Source organism: Ghiorsea bivora, from assembly GCF_000744415.1.
Lineage (GTDB): Bacteria > Pseudomonadota > Zetaproteobacteria > Mariprofundales > Mariprofundaceae > Ghiorsea > Ghiorsea bivora.
Window position 1 is genome coordinate 72,757 of record NZ_JQLW01000009.1, and the last position, 19,649, is coordinate 92,405.

Consider the following 19,649-nt stretch of genomic DNA (forward strand, 5'->3'; position numbering starts at 1 on the left):
ATATCAAAGGTCGCTGCATTGCGACCTTTGATATACTGTTAATGTTTAAAAAAGTTAAAAGCGGCTAACCCACCTATCCACGCAATCTGCAATTTCACCATATACACGGCGAAATGTTTCTTCTGATCTACCCATAGGGTCATCAATCACTTTGCCACCGCAAGGCTGGGATAACATCATCACCTTACCCACATGTTCAGGTCTTTTCTGCATAAGATGTGTCCGTTGTTCGGGTTCCATGACCAATACCAGCGCTGCCCTGTCCATATCAGGCGCAAGCAATGCAGAGGACATATGTGATGACATATCCACGCCAAACTCCAAACCAATCTTCAGCCCCTTTTCAGGCACTTGTTTACCCTGCATCATCAAAAGCCCTCGGCTAAACACTTCACCTTGCAACCCTTTTTCTTCAAGTTGCTTACGCATATAAAATTCAGCAAATGGGCTACGGCAAATATTACCTGCGCAAACCATCATGATTGGTGTTGGTAAAAACATATTATCCTTCTCTCCATAAAACGTGTTCATTACTTTCTTTGGCAATGCGTTGCATCAAGGTTTGATGCCTTACTTTATCTTCTTCACGAATGTTTATCGCTGGACGGCGCATCAATTGTGCTGTTTCTCGTTGTTCGCTTCTTTCGCGCTGCGCTGAGGCTAGTTGCACATATTCTGAGGCGGGTTTCACACCTGTATCCATACCCAAAGAAAACTGTTTGCCCCCTGTCATGGCCAAATACACTTCACCCAATAGTTCGGAATCTAACAATGCGCCATGCAGTTCGCGGTGACCACGTGCAATCTCAAAGCGGTCACACAGGGCATCCAAATTGTTTCTTTGCCGTGGAAACTGTTTCTTTGCCATCACCAATGTATCAATCACTGGCATATCATGAATATTCGGCATACCACATGCCTCAAGCTCATTCATAATAAAACCCAAATCAAAAGGTGCATTATGGATAACCAATGTTCCACCTTGGATAAAATCCAAAAAATCTTGTGCTATAGCTGAAAAACGTGGCTCATCTTTCACTCTAGCATCATCAATACCATGAATACGCACCACTTCTGCAGGTATTTTTCGACCAGGATTAATATACTGATGGAAAGTACGTGTTTGTCTCATATCTCTATTGCATACTTCGACTGCACCAATTTCCACCATACGGTCACCTTGCTGCGGTGAAAGACCTGTGGTTTCTGTATCCAACATAATTAAACGCATCTTATTGCTCTCCAAACCAACGACTGGGCAATGAAAATAAAGTTTCTAATAATCCCGATTGGGGTAAACCCGCATCTTCAGGGTTCAACTCATCCACTGCCGCATCCGAAGCTGGCCCATGAATACGGTACACTTTACGCAAAAAACTTTTATCTTCTCCTGCCAAAATAAAACCTAAAAAGGGTATGTTACCTATAATCGCCTCAATATTTTGCCAAGGCCTTGCAATCAATAGGATATCCAAATCACCTGTATCCAAGTTCACTTTTCCGGTGCCGCCAGCATCCAATGCCGATGATCTTAATGCCAGTTGTTTAATATGTAATATTTCGGCATCAAAATCAGCTTCAATTTGTAATTTATCATAAAACAAACCTTCACCTACAATATCTCCCCGCTGCAACACAAAGTATTTGGGCAAATCAACCAAACTTATTGCTGCCAAAAGGTGGGTCAAGGTGCCCCCCTCCATAATACGTCCATCATCAATACGTAAACGCAGGCTTCCTTGCATACCGCGCCACCAAGGTTCACCCAGCTTAAACGCACCACTACCCAAAAACAGTGATTGCATATCACCTTCTTTAAATAGCTGATCCAGCTCAGCTTGTTTCATGAGGGTACCAAACTTACCCGATAACAATGCCAAACCTTGCCAAGCAAACACATCATCGGGTTTGGGGCTAACCGAGCCCGATATCATCACATGTTGATCAGAGCCATCAGCCTCCAAATAATGCAAATCAATTTTACCGTGTTCCAACATGGTAAAAGAAGCTTGAACATTTTGCAGGTGGGATGCACCAATGTCAGCTGTGGCTGCGCTAAATGTACCCGTACCATGCCTATTCGAATTAAACTGAAATTGTACGTTTTTCAGTTTACTTTTATCCCAAATAAATGTCTTGGTCTGCACAAACACTTGCCACGGGCGTGATGTCGTATCTACTACTGTATCTGGTGTTTCTAGCAAATACGGTTGCAAGAGTTTTTTATTTATAAAGCTAGCATTGGCTTCAATGCCCCATGACAATTGTGAATCCAGCGGTAAAAGCAAGCGCATTTTTCCATCAAACAATGCTGTTTGAATATGTCTAAAATTAAAGTCCAACTTATCCTGTGTAATCGTCAATTCACCATCAAGATTAAACCCATCCTGTTCCACTTGCATGTGCCGCATATGTATAGGCAATAAACCCTTTGATGTTGGATTACCTTTCAAGTTTAAAAATAATTTATTGGTTTTTGGTTTGGCAAACCCTGCAAAACTTTTCCAAGTATTTTTCTCTAAATCAAAGTTTGCTTTCCATTGCTGGTCTTGGTAATCAAGCACAAATGTTGTTTCACCTTGCGGTTTTATAATCGGCAAAGAAAAATCATGGGTCAGTTTTGCCAAAGGCGCAAAACCCGTTAATGACAAATGATCCAAAGCCCAAGCTTGTTGTTTATCGAGGAACATACTCAGTTTACCATCAAACCAAGGCGTACTGACCTGCATATTGTTCAAATCTAAACCACGATTATAATCCCAAACAGCCATGCCTGATTCAACTTTCAAAACAATACCATTGGGTTTAAGCACCCACGCTTTGCCATCAGGATAAAAATGAACAATGGTTTTTTCTGGCTCTTTCTTGTTGGCATACCAAGACATCTGCACTTCTGCCTTGGCAGGTGATTCACCCCAGTGTAAAGCTTGGGCTGAATTTGGCGCTAACCATGTATGCAGTTTACCAACATCGGCAACACCCTTTGCATTGATTTCCATCAACAATGTTTTCCAAGTAATTTGATAATCACCCGAGACCAAACCTATACCACCATTCAAATCCGCCTGATGAATCACGGCATGTAATTTTTGTTCATCGACTTCAACATCAGCTTTGACTTGGTACAAATAATCATTTGCCAAACCCAAAGCAATATCCGCACCTGATACTTGTGTCTTCACATGGTATGTCATATCAGAAAATTGGGCATTAGCCAAACCCGAAAGTAATGGTTTGGACCATGGTAAATCTAAGCTGCCATGAACATTTTCAACCCTGCCATGCTGCATGCCCGTCAACCAATCATGCCAATCATCACCGCCCAACATCCACAACCAAGACCAAAGCTTAGGCATGGTGGTTGCAGCATCAAAAACTTGCAAATGTAAGTTGTCATTTTCCCATGTGAGCTGCGCATTGGCAAAACTATCCTTGGCTTTCCATTGTAGTTTTTTTGCATGAAACATACGCAATGATAAGCTTTTATCCTGCTGTAAAAGCACATCACCTTGCCCCATAAAATGTTCAAAAGGCACCCGTAAATGTACTGCATCTACCGCAACTAAAGCTTGATTACCTTGAATATCGAAGTCCCATTGCCACGCCAACTTACCCTGCTTTTGTAGCTTAAAATGAACGGCAGATAAACCTTGTGCATAAGCCAGCCAAGATCTCGGTAAACCAGAAAAATCTTCAATATTTAAACGCACCAATGTTGGTAAGAAGTTTTGATCCATCACAACGTGCACCAGCAAACCTTTGGCTTGTAGCAGCACATCCTGTGCAAAAGGTTTGATGTATAGGTTTGCATCGTACAGCACTTGTTTTTCTTGCTTATAAGTCCATGAAATATCCATGTCTTCAAGTGTGAATTTTACATTCAGGGGTTGGGAATTTTGTTCACTTTTTACATCCAGATTCAACCCAATATGACCACCTTGCATCATCACTTCAGGTGCTAAACTTCCTAAAAAGATATCAAATAAATCATAAGACAGCCGAATATTTGCATCTTCAACCACAAACGACGGGGCAACAATAAACACCTGCCCTATATCAAACACCGGTCCTGCATGCCAAGCCAACTGTAGTTGGCTTATATCCACCTTTTGAGCATGCAGTGTTTTTTCAAGCTTAGATTCAACATATGGCTTAAAATTATTAATATTCGGTGAAGAAATAAAAAGTAAAGCTAGGGATAACAGCGCAAACAATGCCAGCATCAACATGATGCGGCAGCCCCGAATCAAACAAAGTTTTAACATGATGATTCAAAAAAACTGAACAAAAAAAGCGTATGACCTAACCTTTGGCTTTTAATTTATCAATTTTCTGTTGCAAGGTAAGCATCAGTCCATCAACATCTTTCTTTTTGATAATCGACTTAAAATCTTTACGAAATGTAGTAATCATACTTACACCTTCAATTTTAATATCATAAACCTGCCAGCCTGTCGGCGTTTGATGCAATCGATATTCCATGGGTATGGTTTTATTATCATCAATCACAGCACCTTTCACTCTAGCTTTATCTTTTTTGAAGTCTGCCTTTTCAAAAACAACCTTCTGCCCGTGATAACCTGCCAACTGATTGCCATAGGAATACTCCAATACTTGGCGAAACAGCTCTGTAAATTCAGTTTGTTTTTCAGCTGTCATCTTTTTCCATGGTTTACCCACACTGCGTCGCGACATTTCGCGATAATCAAACTTACCCGCAACCACCTTACGAATGTTTTCCCTGTCCTCATCGCTAATACTATCTTTATCTGCACGTGCTTCTAACACATCAATAATCGATTGGATTGTTGATGCAACAACAGTTTTTGGATCATCTTCATTGGTCAAACCAAGCGCAGGCATCACACAAACCATCACCCATACCAATATCATCTTTCTCATGGATATTCTCATTTTGTTTCTCCACTAAAAATATATTTACTGATCAAATCTTCGATATTAATCGCAGACTCTGTATCTTCAAACTCATCACCTTCTGCCAAATAATCTTCTTCAGAGCCTTGGTTTACACGCACAAACTTCTCACCAATCAGCCCTTTGGTACGAATCGAAACAGTAGCATCTGAAGCAATCAATACACCTTCTTTAATATTAAAAACCATCTCAGCTTCTTCATTATCTTTCAGTGTTACTGAAACCACCTGCCCTATGGGTACACCCGCAAGCATCACATCACTGCCTTTACGCACGCCGCCAGCATCATCAAATACAGCCACAAGTTTATAACCATTGCTGCCCAACCCACCAACGCCACCCAACTCAATGGCTAACCAAGCTATGCTCATCACACCAATAAGCACAAAAATACCCACGACCATTTCAATCTTTTTATATCCACTCATAGCCTGCATCTCCTAAAGATAAAACGATGTAATAATATAATCGAGAATCAATACCATCACCGAACAAAGCATCACAGCTCGCGTGGTGGCTTTAGCCACACCTTCGGTCGTTGCTGTCGCCCGTTGTCCCATATATGTACAAATAATGCCGACCAACAATCCAAAATAGATGGATTTGGTTATACCTGCCTGTATATCGATCATGCCAACCTTATCGATGGTTTCTCCAATATACACCCCGCCATTCACACCCAGCATTTCCACACCAATCAAATAACCTGCAAACAGCCCAACCATATCAAAAATAGCCACCAATAATGGTAAGGATATCGCACACGCAATAATACGCGTTAACATCACCCTTGCTTGCGGATTCACCGCCATCATCTCCAAAGCATCCATTTGCTCGGTCACCCGCATAATACCTATCTCAGCCGTAATACTTGAACCCGCCCGCCCAACAAACATAAGCGCTGCTAGCACAGGGCCCAGCTCACGAATAAGTGATAAAGCAACCCAAGGACCCAGCAAAGCTTCCGTACCAACCTTCACCAACATATGGTAACCCTGCAAAGCCAATACCATACCCGTAAACGCACCTGTGATGACAATAATAATCAATGAACCAACACCCACCGCATACATTTGCATCACAAAATGTTTACCCTGCCAAGGTTTAGCAAAGAAAAGACGTAATGTTGCCAATGCAAATAAAGTTGCATCACCAAGCTTAGCAATACTTTGCATCACATTGCGCCCAAGCTGTCCGATTATATTCACAATGCCTTCCATCATCATATCCTTACGCAGCCAGGTTTATGCATCAAGTCATCAATATAAGCAGTTTGACTGCGCGAAAAAGGAATCGGGCCATTGGGTTCACCTTTAATAAACTGTTGTACTCTTGGGTCTTCACTTTGTTGGATACTTTCAGCATCACCTTCAGCAATCACTTTACCCTGCCATAACAAAATCACATGGTCGGCAATGGACAAACCAGCTTGCACATCATGGGTAACCACCACAGATGTCATACGTGTTTTGGCTGTTGTTTCATGGATTAATGTGCTCACCACACCCGCGGAAATCGGATCTAAACCTGATGTGGGTTCATCAAAAAAAACAACCTCTGGGTCCATCACCAATGCCCGTGCAAATGCCACACGTTTGGCCATGCCACCTGAAAGTTGCGAAGGCATCATACATTCAAAACCACGCAAACCCACTTGTTCTAATTTCATGGTCACCATGGTTTGAATCACACTTTCATCCAACGCTGTATGTTCATGCAAAGGAAATGCCACGTTTTCATACACATTCAAAGAATTCAGCAAGGCAGAGTATTGAAATACCATACCCACCCGCATACGCAACTCATACAGACGTTTTTTGCTCACCTTGGTTAAATCTTCGCCAGCAAACAAAACCGAGCCAGAGGTAGGTGCCTCTAAACCCGCCAATAACCGCAATAAAGTGGTTTTACCCGAGCCTGAGCCACCCATAATTACTGTCACTTTCTTTTTTTCGATATGCAAATCAATACCATCTAAGGCTTTAACGCCATCAAAAGCCCGCACTAAGGCTTGTGTTTTAATCATAAATAAACCTAACCATAAGCGGAATATAGACCTTCTATAGTATAAGGCGCAACTTAAAAAATATTCATGTGCATATTTGCTTTATCAAAGCCCTACACTATATTGCGAACATGCAACAAATGCACCCTTAGCTCAGTTGGATAGAGCACGAGCCTCCGAAGCTCGGGGCCAGTGGTTCGAATCCACTAGGGTGCACCATTTTTATTTTTAATATCAACAAGTTACAAATGATAGATTCTTCTTCTGGAAGAAATTTGTGACCATTTTGTGACCAAACCTCTTGTTTCCATTATCAATGATTTAAATCGAGTTTGGTCACAAGATCTTCCCAAAGGATGGGCGAACAATCCACTTAGGGTTTCTTGGTTAAGCATTCAACCTTCAAAAGCAAAAGGATTTAAAATTTGCCTTCTCCAAAGACTAGTTCGCTCAACCTCACTTAAGCCAGCTTCATCACAAACTTGCAACCAATGATCTTCAATAATTTCTCTTTGCCTTGCAATCAATTGATTTGCATCATCCTGAGAAAGCAAGAAATGGTGTGATGCCGCAACACAACAAGAAAGCTTAGGTAACCGGTAATCCACCCATAAGTGTCTGCATTTATAAGTAGAAAACCTTTATGGATGTCTACTTTCTGAGGGTATCCCACTTAACCGTTTAGTGCTTTTTTGTTCCCTTAGAAACTTGTTCTTTTCGGTTTCAAACTCTTCACCTAAATTTAGCCAGTATCGCACGCCTCTACCTTTGCCTGTTTTGGTAAACGCACCAAGCTTTTCAAGTGCTTGAATATCTCGGATAGCTGTCCGTTCAATTGCTCCTGTCATTTTCATATACTTCTTCACACTCATGCCACCCACAAAGCCATCCATGCCCGCTGCAACCATCCTCGATAGGACTTTGGCTTGCCTTTCATTGGTTTGCTGTTGAACGTTGTCAAAGAACCGTGTTTTATTCACTGTAAATCGCACAAGCTTTTGTGCGTGATTAACTGCTTGTAGAACAGTTTTAGAAAAAAAAGACATCCATAAATCAATCGTAAGTTCTTTATTATTCTGCTCTAATTGTTTGTAGTATTCCTTTCTGTTCTTCTCAATCGCATGCGACAAGGCAACCAATGCAGGTCTACCAATAGACTGCGCTAATGCCTTTTCACTTAATGCCCTACCAATTCGACCATTACCATCCTCAAAAGGATGAATAGAAACAAAGTAAATATGCGCAATGCTTGCGCGAATCAGCGGTGAAATGGGGTTTGTACCTTGGGGTGACGAATCATTGTACCACGCAATAAAAGCATCCATTTCCTTTGGAACACTAACTGCAGGTGGTGCTTCAAAATGAACTTTGTAATGACCTTCATAGCCTGACACAACCTGCATAGGCTCTTTACTGGTTCGATATTTGCCAATATCTTGGATTCTCCATGACCCTGCAATAATATTCGATTGCCAGTTAAACATCATTTCATGGCTTAGGGGCTGGTCAAAAGTCTCATAGTTATCCACCATCAGTGCAGCAATGCCTTTTTCTTTATCGTTGGCTCTATGATCACTATATTGAGGAGCAAACCCAAGTTGACGTAACAATGATGAGCTTACACTATCACGGTCTAGGATTTCACCTTCAATCTTTGAGCTTTTCAAAGCCTCTTCGCTCATAAGGTCAATCGTGAATTTCCTACCCTCTTCTTCATTAATAATTGCCGTAGCACCCACCAACTTGGAAGATTCAACCAAAAAAACGCGCTCGAATTCATCAAGAGCTTTGCCAGAGTATATAAAATCAGGCCAGTTTTTTTGTTGCCAATTCCACTTCATAAATGAAACAGTATATGGGATGTCAGTAAAAGCAATCAAAATACTGACATTTTATGGCGAAATATTGTCAGTCTAAAAAGTATTTCACTGACATTGCCCTTGTTTTAAAAGTAATTTGCCTTTTATTGATTGAGTGTGCCAATCAATAAGCATCCAAAATTAACCTGCTCCTTTAATACAATAGGCGGGGAAGCAGGACAAGAAATCAAGGATATCAGAAATCAAGGGGTCAGCCAGCTTGATAGAAATCAAGGGGTCAGCCAGCTTGATTGTGGGACAGCCATTTCTCACCACCTCTATACTCCATGATAAAACGTGCAACTATAATGCAGTAGGGGCTTCGCCTTATTCATCCACCCAATTCTCAAGGCTGAGCTTGGGTACACGAGAAAATTCTTTCACATTATTACTCACCAAAGTGGCGTTCAGGGCAAGTGCATGAGCCGCAATAAACAAATCATTGCCACCAATCATCTGACCCGAACGCTCAAGTTCCACACGAATATCACCATAAATTCCTGTTGCATGTTCTTCAAACGGCATCACTTCCAAAGGCATAAGAAACATTTCTAACGCAGCCAGATTGTGTTCTTTATATCGGCTCTTCGATATGCCATACATCAACTCAGCCAATACGATTGATGAGAGCAAAACATCACCAGGCTGCAATTTTTCGAATCGTGCACGCACCTGAAACGGATTATGTTTAATCAAATAAACACAAATATTGGTATCCAACATATACATCATTCAACCTTTATCGAAGCAGGAAAAATCACGTTGCTGAGGCAAAGGCTGTTGCCGCCCATCCGACATGAAATCTTCAGAAAATTGATTGAGCGACTCAAACAAGGTGTCCCAACTGTGTTGAATAGGTAGCAACACCACTGCATTCCCCACTTTATGAACAAAAACTTCATCACCTTCAAACCGAAATTCCTTCGGTAGTCGGACAGCTTGACTGCGTCCATTTTGAAAAATCTTAGCTGTATTCATCACACATCTCCTGATATATATCAAAAAATATATACCACAGCTTCACACTGTCAACTAAGAAATCAGGAAATCAAGGGGTCAGCCAGCTTGATTGCTATTTACCTTGTCCGAAGGTCGTACCAATCAAATGTTTTTTAAGCTGCACCAAAATATCCATGCGTTCATGTAATACAACGATGATAACAGGCTGCCTATCATCTGGATGAATGTAGAAAATATAATGATGCTCGCAGCGACAAACTTTGGCTTGAGGATAAACCTCAGAAAACGGGTATGAATGCACGACACCGTCCACAATCTCATGGAAATCGGGGTAGAACCCCAACGTGTTGTATACTCACTTCAGAACTTCCTTATAAAACTGCATTATTCCCTTCCTAGCAACCTGCCAGTCATATTTATCCACATCAGTAATGGATATTTCTTTCTTAATATCTATCAATGATTTACTTTGATCCGACCCCATACTACCCCACTACGCCAATTTTCCTCAAATCCTCACAAAGACGAACAGGCATATCGGATTTTTCATGCAATATCGTCATAACTCCTATTGCACCTATAGACAATTCACGAAAAAATAGGTAATGATGCTCATATTGACTGAAATATACCTTCAAATCCAAGTCTTGAGGAACGACAAGGTTTGCAGGAAGAGCTCGCCAAATCTCTTTTTCTTTTGATAGTAATTGCAGGTGATGGTGTAAGCCTATGATATATTTCTCAGCTTGTTTTTCTCCCCACGCACCGCAACTGTAGCGCCATATATCATCCTGTGATTTATCAGCAGGTGGAAAAAACAGATAGGTGGACACCACTATTTATTACGCTGAATGACATCTTCCGCCGTAACCGCAAGGAATGCACCCTCATCTGCCCTCAAAGCAGGCTCTAACTCCCTTTTCAACCACGCCCACGACTCGCTTCTACTTTTTAAATCACTTCGAATCAGAAAACGTATATATTCGCTAGCATTGTCATACAGTCCATGTTCCCCAATTTGCTGTTGCAGATGCGCTTGTAACTCACCTTTAATTCTTACATTGATATTTGTGGCAGTCATTTCCAATCACCTCCTGCTTCAAGTTTACTCGACCATAACGCATGTAAAGATAATGTTCAATATATTTTACTGCGCCTGAAAGGTAAATCCGTGAACAATGACATCATCAAGCAATACTTTCTTACAGAATCAAGGGGTCAGCCAGCTTGATTTTGGATTACCCTATAGTTTTTACTTTTCCTGTCTCCCCCATGCGCAATCAGCTTGGTAGGTCTAGAAATTAGCCTGCCAAGCTTAACATGTGTTTCACTACTACCATAAACCTCTCCCCGCATTGTAGCTTCTGTGATTTGCAGATCTTGTTCAGGGCTATTTTGCACAGCTAGAATATCCTTATAGCTTTTAGCCCGCTGCCTAGGGTTTGCTCCCAAATTTTGATATAACTGATGCTCTGTAATTAAGTCATCCTTCTCACCCAGTGCATGATGCCGATAACTTGACCATAGATAGGCATCAGGCTTTTCAGCCATATGTGCTTTAACGGGGTTCATTTCAATATATCGATAAAGCGCAAAAAGATAGGTCTCACTATCAATCAAGCACGACTTAAATCGCCCCTCCCAAATGGTTCCCGTTCTATGGCGTGAAGCATTAAAATATCGAACATATCGGTTCGCCATTGTCTGCATAAATGTACTAAGCTTATTTTTATCTGGCGGCGTAATAAGGAGATGCAAATGATTCGTCATAATGACATAGGCATGCAGCCGACAACCCGTTTTAACCAAACCCTCTGCAATATCCTCTTTGATCCGATGCATATCTTTTTTAGATTCAAAAATATCCTGCTTATTGTTTCCACGATGCATAATGTGCAACGGATGATTTGGGATAACAATACGAGGTAACCTAGCCATGATCAAAATATACCAAACGCTTGCCGTAAATCAAGTTGGCTGACCCCTTGATTTGCCTTGATTTGATTTTTATTTTTTAACCTTTACAACACAACCAACATCAGCAAAAGAATAACCAACAAACCAACTAAAAGCAGGTGATTTCGGTCAGGATGTTTACGAATCACAATTTTCATAGCGATCAATAATGGTACAGCTTGTAAACACGCTGCCTTAGCGGCAGCCATCATTTCTTCTGAAACACCCAACACAGGTAAAATAGTAAACGGAACAAACCATGAAACACACAGTAAAATAATTTCCAAACCCGAGGTCATCAAAACCTCATTGTGCCCTTTAAATATAATTTTAAACATGGACCAAATGAATAAAACAACCACAAAGGCAACGACATACCATGAAAATGAAAAACCTTGATAAGAGGAAATATTCCACACAAATAAAATTGTAATACCTGTTAAGTAAAACAAACCATAAACAATATTTAAACGTTGGGTATGCTCTTTCCAAGGGTAAGCCAATAAAAGCAATACAAATACACCCAAAAGCAAGTTGTGTGTAGCTTCAGGGACTGCCACAACAAAAGGCAACGGAAAAAGCAACCCGATAAGCACAGCAAACCTTAATCCTTTAATACTTTTGCCCATCATGGTCGCAAGGTCTATACGCTCCCCTTGCCGCTTATAGGCAAATGAATATTTGTGCACATTACAACCCCATAACTCGCATAGGCTCAGCACACCATACAGAATCACGCACACACCTAAACCTATGACCAATTGTAACCATTCTGGGTACTCATGTAAGACCAACGCCAGCAAACCAAAAAAGAAAGCCAAAAGATAAATCATGGTCACAACAGCAGAATGCGAAAATCCCACAGCCAATAGCCGATGATGCAAATGTGTTCTGTCTGCCGACACAGGGCTTTTGCCTTGCAAAATACGCCGCGACATCACCAATAAGGTATCTGAAACTGGAAGCGCCAGAATAATAGCTATCGATATTGGTGGCACACTAACTGCACCCTCAAAACCAACCAGAAACATAAGCGCTGATGCCATAAAAAAACCCAGCGTTAAACTTCCCGTGTCGCCCATAAAAAGTTTGGCTGGGTAGGTGTTAAATTTAAGAAATCCAAAGATAGCCCCCGTAAATGCCACAAGCACAAACAATAAAAGCCAGTTTTGACTTTCAAGCGCAAAGGTACCCATAAAAAATGCTGCGATAATCGTAATGCCTGCCGCAAGCCCATCTAAACCATCGGATAAATTAAAGGCATTAATAAGACCCACCATACAAAAGAGGCTAGCCAAAAAAGCAATGCTTGGAGGAAAATCTATCGTACCAAAACCCAGCACATTGCCTAATGTATTCAAACTTAAACCTGAAAGCTCTAAAAATACTATGCTGGCTAAAATCTGACCCAACATCTTTTTGGCAGGGCTAATGCCATGCAGATCATCCAATACACCGGTAGAAACAATAATCACCACGCCCAACAAGAAACCAATCAAAATTTGGTTTAACGCTACAAATAATGATAATGAAACAATAGCAGCTACGGCCATACCCAGCCCGCCCATACGTGGCATAATGCAATCATGCACGCTTCTATCCACAGGCGAATCCATGGCACCTATCTTTTGCGCTAAAGTAATCGTTGCAGGTGTTAAAAATAACGACAAAATCAATGCCGTAAAAAACAAAAGTCCTAAATCTTCAAACGCCACGATATCCCCTTAAATCTCCCCTATCTATACTTTTACTGGACCACTACAATCAGCTTAAAGTATTCGTTGGGCGACAATCTCCCATGTATAGGCATTATTCGCAATGTTCGAAATATCAGCACCAACTTTTGTCAACGATAAGCTCTGTATATCTTGAAGAAAAATTAAGGCATCAGCTTGATTAATACCCTCTTTGGCCAGTATTTTTCCCTAAATCAAGCTGGCTGACCCTTTGATTTAAAGTAAAAGAAGACTTACACTCTCTCACAATTTTCCAGAGAGCAGCAAAAGCATAAAGGGAATAAGTAGCAGCTGCCTTTTGACTCTTTTTGGACTTTGAAATAGCCGATAAAGCCATTCAATATGATTTCTGCATGCCCATGCAGGGGCACGTAGCACTTTACCAGTAAAAACATCATAAGTTCCACCCACACCCATATAAAAAGCATTTGGATGTAATTCGCGACACTTGGAAATAAACTTTTCTTGTCTTGGTGAGCCCATGGCAACAGTGATGATATTAGGTTTAAGGTGTGTTATTTTATCAAGAAGATTTTTTTCTGATTGAAAAAAACCATCTTCATATCCCACAATATTAACCTTATATAACCTTTTAAGCTTGTCAACAGTTGACTCTAAAACAAACTGTTCTGCACCAACGAGAAATACCGAACTAGCACTTTCACCTGCCCGTTTCATGACTTGCTCCCAAAGCTCGCAACCAGCAATTTTCACTGACACAGCACCCTTTCTACGCAGCGCCCAAACAACACCTGTACCATCAGCATAACGAAGCGTTGCCAGTTCCAATACCGCTTTCACTTCAGGGTGCGAGCGAGAGCTCATCACTTTCTCAGCATTCATTGCCAAGGCAAATGCTGACCTAACAGATCCATCAGTATTAAAAATTGAGCCCAGTGCATCATCCATACTTTGAAAGGGCGTAACCTCTAGCCCTGCTATCTTAACTCTTTTTTGACATACCACCTTTTATTCTCCGTTAACCTTTCTCACCAAGTAACCTTCCAATTGCAAAGAAGTAAGACCTGAATCTAAAAAAACATCCAGTGCTTGCTCAGGCGTATGCACAACTGGTAGCCCGTGCAGATTAAAAGAGGTATTAAGAATTCCACCTTGCCCTGTCAACTTTTCAAACTTATTAATTAAATCCCAATAGTCAGGATTGCTAGCTTGACTAACTTCTTGTGGTCTAATTGTTTTATCTTGAGGGTGTGTTCCTGCCCGCAACTTCTCCTGACCTTCATCCGTAGTATCAAATGTAAGAATCATATATGGTGAGCTAACATCTTTAGGGTTCACTAAATAGTCATGCCTGTGTTCTATTTTAATCGAACTCGCAAAAGGCATCCAAAAATCTCTTTTTTTAATCATTTTATTGATCAGTGTAATGACTTCTGAATCTGTAGGATTTGCAAGAATCGCTCTATTACCAAGAGATCTAGCACCCATTTCTTCTCTACCGCTAAAACGAGCAACTACTTCCCCATCAACCAATAGCGAGGCTACCTTCGAGTTTACTTTCTCCCCAAAATACTCAGCTATCACCTCATCTTTTCGGCTATATGCATCTAGGCACCCTTTAATCTCATCATCCGTATAAGAAGGGCCCCAATAAATATTCTCAAGTGCGGGGATACCCATTCCCTCGCCCTTATCTGAAGCATAGGCAAAACAAGCACCAGGAGCATTCATTTCATCACCACATGATGGAAATACAAACATATCTGTAACTGCATCTAATTCCATTATAACTTTATTGGCTTTCACATTCATAAAAAAGCCGCCACCCAATGCCACCTTACTAGCTCCCGTATGTTTAATACAGTTTTCAACCCATTGAGCAATGAACTCCTCAGCAAAAATTTGAAGTCCTCCCATTATAGAGTCAAAGCGGATACCCGCGAGTTTATCTCGCCAATACCAATACCCAAAATATGGAGGCGGTGACCCAGCAACCCTTTTCCATGTTAGCTTATCATCTGGGTTAAACGCAAAATGTTCTCTAAAAATATCTGCCACTGGTTTCGCATACTTAGGATCAGCATAAGGAGCCATCCCCATCAATTTATACTCATGTTCTAAAGGAGCAAACCCCATGACGGTCGTAATGCAAGCATAAAGACTTCCTATTGACTCAGTCTCAGGCACGCTTGAAATACGGGTTAGTTTACCTTTCTCTCCAATATTTACCGACGCACAAATTCTATCTCCAGCACCATCACAGGTTAACACCAAGATTGGCTCATCATACCTTCCCCAGCCATGATATGCCGCAGAAGCATGACACTTGTGATGATCGATAAACTCAACTTGAGATGCCAAAAATCCAGAGGATACTGCATCTTGAATACGCTCTTTCTGTCTAGCCTCAGTAAATTTCTGCCCTACAACTCCTTTCTTTAGAAAAGATTTTACCTTAGCCTTCATATCCCATCTGAGTTTATGAGCTTCAATCATTTCATCTTTCGAAAGTTTTTTAGGCATATGGTGACCATTAAACACAACTGCATCAATATCTAATGGTGCTGTACCTGTTGACTCAAGCACCCACTTAACTGACTGCTCGGGGTAACCTGTCCAGTTCTTTTGATAATATAGACGCTCTTCTTGAATTGCGGCAAGAATCACACCGTCTTCATACAGTGCCGCCGAACCATTGTGTCCATCATGAATACCTAATACTTTCATTTTTCACCCTCTAACATCTTCTTATAAACGCCAATAACTTTTCTAGATGAAAACCATATTGAATTTGCAGCATCTAGCAAACTTTCAGGGTTCTCATTCAACTTCTTTTTAGACTTAATCACCCTTTCACACGCATCAGCAAAAGCTTCAAAGTCCTCGTAATTTTCAACCATACATGACTCACTTTTATCTTTAACCAATTCTGGAAGTGCTCCTTTCAATGATACCACTACAGGCAATCCACTCGCTAAAGCTTCTGCAGTAACCAAACTGAAAGCTTCTTCATACATTGATGGGAATATAAATACATTAGCTGATCGCATTGCTTTAGCGACAGCCTTTGGTTTTACCGCGCCATGCAAGCAAATATATTGGGAAGCCTTGTTTTTTTTAATCCATTCAATCGCTGTCTTTTTATCCCTACCATCCCCATAGACATTCAGCGTACATTTAACTCCTCGCTTGTGTAATAAATGCACTGCCTTAAATGCTGTCTTCCATCCTTTTTCCCTAACCAAATTACCAACAAAAATTAATTTCAAATCATCATCTTGAACAACGCTCTCTTCTGGAAAAAAAACACGTGTGTCCACGCCCATACTTTGCACAAACACCTTTTTAATGACGCTTGCATCAAAATCTATCACTTTATTTTTAATAAATTGACTAACCACCTGAACGCAATTTGCACGGCGAAATGCAAATCTTGTCATCCATTTCACATAGCTTCTTTTAGAATCAACAAGACATATATCAGACCCATGCACTGTAATAAGTACAGGTTTCCTGCGAACAAATGAAATAAGCACTGCCAAAAAACCTGCTGGATAAACAGTATGTGCATGGATAACATCATACCTTCCAAACAACCCTACCATAAACACACGAGACACCCACCAAAGATAAGATGCTATCCTTTTAAATTTTGATCCGGCGCAATATGTTCGTACCGCATGTATAAATAACACGGGGTGATTCCGACTTATTTCCTTTTCAAGACCGTGCACAAACACCCCGAAACCAGGAAACCTTTCATCGGGGTACATGGGAGAAATCGTCAGTATTCTCACCTCACTTCCTTTCACACATATCACTCATATTTTATTCTCCTTATTGGAGACTCGCTTTCAAGAAATCCTTTCTGTTGATGTTTCATTGAAACATAGCGTATAGTGTTGACCTCAATTTGGAGTAAAATTTTATTTTTAATAAAGGCTTGGACTAGCCCTATCTGTAGCATAAAGAAACAAGCTATCACGGGGTTTGTTAGCTTTGGTCCAGCAAATGAGGTTACCAATAAATAAATCACAATGACATGTAGTGCCCAACAATATGCTCTGACACCTCGTGGCGCCACATGAAAACATTTTTTATTATACCTTAAAATTGACAAGAAAATAAAGAGATAGAACAGAAGCCCTAAAGAACCATACTCAGCCCAAATTTGTGGCCATAATGTATCAATCGTTGCCATTTCCTCAAAAGAAAAACCACCGAATTTAAAATCATACTCATCATATATTTTACTATTATTAAAAATACGTGCCGTTGAACCACCAAAGTAGCCCCCACCCACACCTACAAAAGGATGATCACTTAATATTTCTAATGATTTAAAGGTGGCATAGTACCTAAGGTATTCACCCTCGGGTATAACCGTGTATTGTTTGTTGCCAGCATTTGAAGTAATACCTGCAAAAATAATTACAATCATGATTACAAAAAAAACTAGCAATTTCTTTAACTTTACAAATAAAGAAACACCATAGATATGAAGTGCTGATAGCATCACAGCAATCATCAAGCCAGCTATTGCCTGTCTAGATACGGTCAATACTATTCCAACCACGCCGATACCTATAAGAGCAAAAAACTTCTTGCGTGAAATTTTAACCCCTACAATCCTATAACCAAGAATTAATGCTAAAAAGAAGACCATGTAATCAGCATAAACATTTACAGATGTAAATAGGCCCGATACCCTCGTTATACCATAACGTACATCCACCCGGTCTATAAAAAAATTTAATAAGGAGCCACCAAGCAACTCTTGAAGGAAGCCAACAAAGATATGGAGCAAAATAAGGCCTAAAACAAGTTTTTCTAACAAAATTATTTTTTTATGGCTTAGCAAAAGGTGCCTTCCTATTACATAAGCCATATATCCTTTTGTAACTTCGATAAATCCAAAAACACCATAAAGTACATTATTAGAATTTAAAAAAACTGACGCAACGGATATAAATAAAAACAGCAAAAAATATTTAAAGTGCTTTTCAAGAGATATGTGGAATGTTCCATTATATAAGTAAGCAACGCTCAAAAACAAAAACAAAATCAGTAAAAAAAGTTCATCTATACTGTTAAGAAATGAAACACCTGTATTTCTAACCAAAACACCCTGGATATTTAATACTATAATAAATACACAAATCGCTAAGAATGCACCAGCCCTGTGCCTTACACCTGCTAAAACAGAGCCTGCCCCTCTCTTACCTATCGAAAGACTATTACGCATACTTAAAGTATTTAAGCATTTCTTTTCCTACCACTTGTTCAACAGTCAATACCTCATCAGGGGACAAAATACTTGTGTACTTTCCAATTGAAGATGTGGTAAGCGGCTTTGAAATATTATCGTGATGATTATGCGTGCCAACATCTCCAAGTTTATCAGACGCCTTATAAAACTCATTCATCGCAGGGCTATACTTTATCCCTAAAAAACTACATATACACGAAAGGTTTGGCTCTGGCTCACGTACCAAGTCCTCATATCGGACTTGAAGAAACTGTTCCGCTGGTATTTTCCTAGACAATGAAAGAGCATTGCAAACCGATGCTTTCCAAAATTTCGCTGCATCTTTATACGAGTCATAAAGACCCGCTGACACATAAGAGCAAACCACATCTCGTGGGTCTCGTACAATATGAACAAACTGCGCCTTGGGGAAAACATTAAATACCTTCCCGATATGAATTGTATTAATTGGTGTTTTCTCTCCCCATCGAACGTAACCATCTCCTTTCTGGAGATTGTACTCTTGATAAACAACATCAATAATTGACGATAAGCTTCTTTCTTGGACAGGTAAAGACCTCACTTTTCTATGAGCCAAAGCAAGGTTTATATCCCACGTATAAAACTCTTTATATGCTTCAAACTCACCGATAATTAGAGCTGACAACCTGTCCCACGGCAAATGGGAGTATGCTTTAAACAAGCGAATAATTCTGGGCCAAACATATGATTCTGGAGGAATTGAGACCTGTTCGCCCGCACAAAGCATGGATCGAAGAAGGGTGTTCCCAGAGCGACCACAACCTATGATAAAAAAAGGTTCGCTGACTTCTCGTTTTATCCTGCAGGCAAGAGGGTATCTAAAGCGCCATAGGTTCAATAGCTGTATTACTCTATCAGCATATGTAACCATCACTAAAGGTAACTTAGCTTTTATTAAGGTTTGATTTATATTTCGGCTATTTTTTATTTTATTCAAATTTATCTAC

At 40.4% G+C, this 19,649-nt stretch carries 20 protein-coding genes and 1 tRNA gene; 1 reads left to right on the forward strand and 20 read right to left on the reverse strand.

Annotated features, from left to right (window positions below; genetic code table 11):
- Positions 1-54: 54 nt before the first annotated feature.
- Genes DM09_RS07515 through DM09_RS07545 form a run of 7 tightly spaced genes read right to left on the reverse strand, consistent with a single transcriptional unit; the run spans position 55 to position 6,961 of the window.
- Complete coding sequence (locus DM09_RS07515) at positions 55-501, reverse strand: arsenate reductase/protein-tyrosine-phosphatase family protein (protein WP_038249393.1); 447 nt, start codon at positions 499-501, stop codon at positions 55-57.
- Position 502: 1 nt separating this feature from the next.
- Positions 503-1,231, reverse strand: a complete 729-nt coding sequence (gene dnaQ / locus DM09_RS07520; RefSeq protein WP_038249395.1) for a DNA polymerase III subunit epsilon — start codon at positions 1,229-1,231, stop codon at positions 503-505.
- Between the two features lies 1 nt (position 1,232).
- On the reverse strand, positions 1,233-4,265 hold the full coding sequence (locus DM09_RS07525; RefSeq protein ID WP_081881151.1) for a YhdP family protein: 3,033 nt from the start codon (positions 4,263-4,265) through the stop codon (positions 1,233-1,235).
- Positions 4,266-4,302: 37 nt separating this feature from the next.
- Positions 4,303-4,902 carry an MlaC/ttg2D family ABC transporter substrate-binding protein gene (locus tag DM09_RS07530; RefSeq protein WP_157753654.1) on the reverse strand — a complete coding sequence of 200 codons (600 nt, stop codon included), beginning with the start codon at positions 4,900-4,902 and terminating at the stop codon, positions 4,303-4,305.
- An 8-nt stretch (positions 4,903-4,910) separates the two neighbouring features.
- Entirely contained in the window at positions 4,911-5,363 is a 453-nt protein-coding gene (gene mlaD / locus DM09_RS07535; RefSeq protein WP_038249403.1) for an outer membrane lipid asymmetry maintenance protein MlaD, read from the reverse strand.
- Between the two features lie 12 nt (positions 5,364-5,375).
- Positions 5,376-6,143 carry an MlaE family lipid ABC transporter permease subunit gene (locus DM09_RS07540; protein ID WP_232507783.1) on the reverse strand — a complete coding sequence of 256 codons (768 nt, stop codon included), beginning with the start codon at positions 6,141-6,143 and terminating at the stop codon, positions 5,376-5,378.
- Between the two features lie 14 nt (positions 6,144-6,157).
- Complete coding sequence (locus DM09_RS07545; RefSeq protein ID WP_038249409.1) at positions 6,158-6,961, reverse strand: ABC transporter ATP-binding protein; 804 nt, start codon at positions 6,959-6,961, stop codon at positions 6,158-6,160.
- A 121-nt stretch (positions 6,962-7,082) separates the two neighbouring features.
- Between DM09_RS07545 and DM09_RS07550 the strand changes: the two genes are divergently transcribed.
- A tRNA-Arg gene (locus DM09_RS07550) sits at positions 7,083-7,159 on the forward strand.
- A gap of 422 nt (positions 7,160-7,581) precedes the next feature.
- Here DM09_RS07550 and DM09_RS07560 read toward each other — a convergent pair.
- The 13 genes from DM09_RS07560 to DM09_RS07620 form a co-directional block, all read right to left on the reverse strand.
- Positions 7,582-8,781 (reverse strand): Fic family protein, encoded by a 1,200-nt coding sequence (locus DM09_RS07560; RefSeq protein WP_051938296.1) that lies wholly within the window; start codon positions 8,779-8,781, stop codon positions 7,582-7,584.
- A 345-nt stretch (positions 8,782-9,126) separates the two neighbouring features.
- Positions 9,127-9,528, reverse strand: a complete 402-nt coding sequence (gene vapC, locus DM09_RS07565) for a type II toxin-antitoxin system tRNA(fMet)-specific endonuclease VapC (RefSeq protein ID WP_081881161.1) — start codon at positions 9,526-9,528, stop codon at positions 9,127-9,129.
- A 3-nt stretch (positions 9,529-9,531) separates the two neighbouring features.
- Positions 9,532-9,777, reverse strand: coding sequence for a type II toxin-antitoxin system antitoxin VapB (gene vapB / locus DM09_RS07570; RefSeq protein WP_038249417.1), 246 nt, complete (start codon positions 9,775-9,777; stop codon positions 9,532-9,534).
- A 94-nt stretch (positions 9,778-9,871) separates the two neighbouring features.
- Positions 9,872-10,060, reverse strand: a complete 189-nt coding sequence (locus DM09_RS07575; RefSeq protein ID WP_157753656.1) for a hypothetical protein — start codon at positions 10,058-10,060, stop codon at positions 9,872-9,874.
- Positions 10,061-10,244: 184 nt separating this feature from the next.
- Complete coding sequence (locus tag DM09_RS07580; RefSeq protein ID WP_038249419.1) at positions 10,245-10,592, reverse strand: type II toxin-antitoxin system RelE/ParE family toxin; 348 nt, start codon at positions 10,590-10,592, stop codon at positions 10,245-10,247.
- Positions 10,593-10,594: 2 nt separating this feature from the next.
- Positions 10,595-10,840: a ribbon-helix-helix domain-containing protein gene (locus DM09_RS07585; protein WP_038249420.1), complete on the reverse strand. Its 246-nt coding sequence runs from the start codon at positions 10,838-10,840 to the stop codon at positions 10,595-10,597.
- Positions 10,841-10,977: 137 nt separating this feature from the next.
- Positions 10,978-11,697: a transposase gene (locus DM09_RS07590; protein WP_038249423.1), complete on the reverse strand. Its 720-nt coding sequence runs from the start codon at positions 11,695-11,697 to the stop codon at positions 10,978-10,980.
- An 83-nt stretch (positions 11,698-11,780) separates the two neighbouring features.
- Entirely contained in the window at positions 11,781-13,430 is a 1,650-nt protein-coding gene (locus DM09_RS11145; RefSeq protein WP_051938298.1) for a glycosyltransferase family 4 protein, read from the reverse strand.
- A 264-nt stretch (positions 13,431-13,694) separates the two neighbouring features.
- The gene (locus DM09_RS07600; RefSeq protein ID WP_038249426.1) at positions 13,695-14,417 is read right to left on the reverse strand and encodes a WecB/TagA/CpsF family glycosyltransferase; all 723 of its coding nucleotides are present in this window, start codon (positions 14,415-14,417) and stop codon (positions 13,695-13,697) included.
- A 3-nt stretch (positions 14,418-14,420) separates the two neighbouring features.
- Entirely contained in the window at positions 14,421-16,139 is a 1,719-nt protein-coding gene (locus DM09_RS07605) for a carbamoyltransferase C-terminal domain-containing protein (protein ID WP_038249429.1), read from the reverse strand.
- Positions 16,136-17,233, reverse strand: coding sequence for a glycosyltransferase (locus tag DM09_RS07610; protein ID WP_081881153.1), 1,098 nt, complete (start codon positions 17,231-17,233; stop codon positions 16,136-16,138). The genes DM09_RS07605 and DM09_RS07610 overlap by 4 nt, the downstream gene beginning before the upstream one ends.
- Positions 17,230-18,657 (reverse strand): O-antigen ligase family protein, encoded by a 1,428-nt coding sequence (locus DM09_RS07615; RefSeq protein WP_038249438.1) that lies wholly within the window; start codon positions 18,655-18,657, stop codon positions 17,230-17,232. The genes DM09_RS07610 and DM09_RS07615 overlap by 4 nt, the downstream gene beginning before the upstream one ends.
- The gene (locus DM09_RS07620) at positions 18,650-19,639 is read right to left on the reverse strand and encodes a sulfotransferase family protein (protein ID WP_038249440.1); all 990 of its coding nucleotides are present in this window, start codon (positions 19,637-19,639) and stop codon (positions 18,650-18,652) included. Before DM09_RS07620 ends, DM09_RS07615 begins: the two co-directional genes overlap by 8 nt.
- Positions 19,640-19,649 lie beyond the last annotated feature (10 nt).

Coding starts and splice junctions, on each gene's coding strand:
- DM09_RS07585 (WP_038249420.1), bottom strand. CDS start 10,840: ATGACTGCCACAAATATCAATGTAAGAATTAAAGGTGAGTTACAAGCG.
- DM09_RS07560 (WP_051938296.1), bottom strand. CDS start 8,781: ATGAAGTGGAATTGGCAACAAAAAAACTGGCCTGATTTTATATACTCT.
- mlaD (WP_038249403.1), bottom strand. CDS start 5,363: ATGAGTGGATATAAAAAGATTGAAATGGTCGTGGGTATTTTTGTGCTT.
- DM09_RS07605 (WP_038249429.1), bottom strand. CDS start 16,139: ATGAAAGTATTAGGTATTCATGATGGACACAATGGTTCGGCGGCACTG.
- DM09_RS07545 (WP_038249409.1), bottom strand. CDS start 6,961: ATGATTAAAACACAAGCCTTAGTGCGGGCTTTTGATGGCGTTAAAGCC.
- dnaQ (WP_038249395.1), bottom strand. CDS start 1,231: ATGCGTTTAATTATGTTGGATACAGAAACCACAGGTCTTTCACCGCAG.
- vapB (WP_038249417.1), bottom strand. CDS start 9,777: ATGAATACAGCTAAGATTTTTCAAAATGGACGCAGTCAAGCTGTCCGA.
- DM09_RS07515 (WP_038249393.1), bottom strand. CDS start 501: ATGTTTTTACCAACACCAATCATGATGGTTTGCGCAGGTAATATTTGC.
- DM09_RS07530 (WP_157753654.1), bottom strand. CDS start 4,902: ATGAGAAAGATGATATTGGTATGGGTGATGGTTTGTGTGATGCCTGCG.
- DM09_RS07525 (WP_081881151.1), bottom strand. CDS start 4,265: ATGTTAAAACTTTGTTTGATTCGGGGCTGCCGCATCATGTTGATGCTG.
- DM09_RS07590 (WP_038249423.1), bottom strand. CDS start 11,697: ATGGCTAGGTTACCTCGTATTGTTATCCCAAATCATCCGTTGCACATT.
- vapC (WP_081881161.1), bottom strand. CDS start 9,528: ATGTATATGTTGGATACCAATATTTGTGTTTATTTGATTAAACATAAT.
- DM09_RS07615 (WP_038249438.1), bottom strand. CDS start 18,657: ATGCGTAATAGTCTTTCGATAGGTAAGAGAGGGGCAGGCTCTGTTTTA.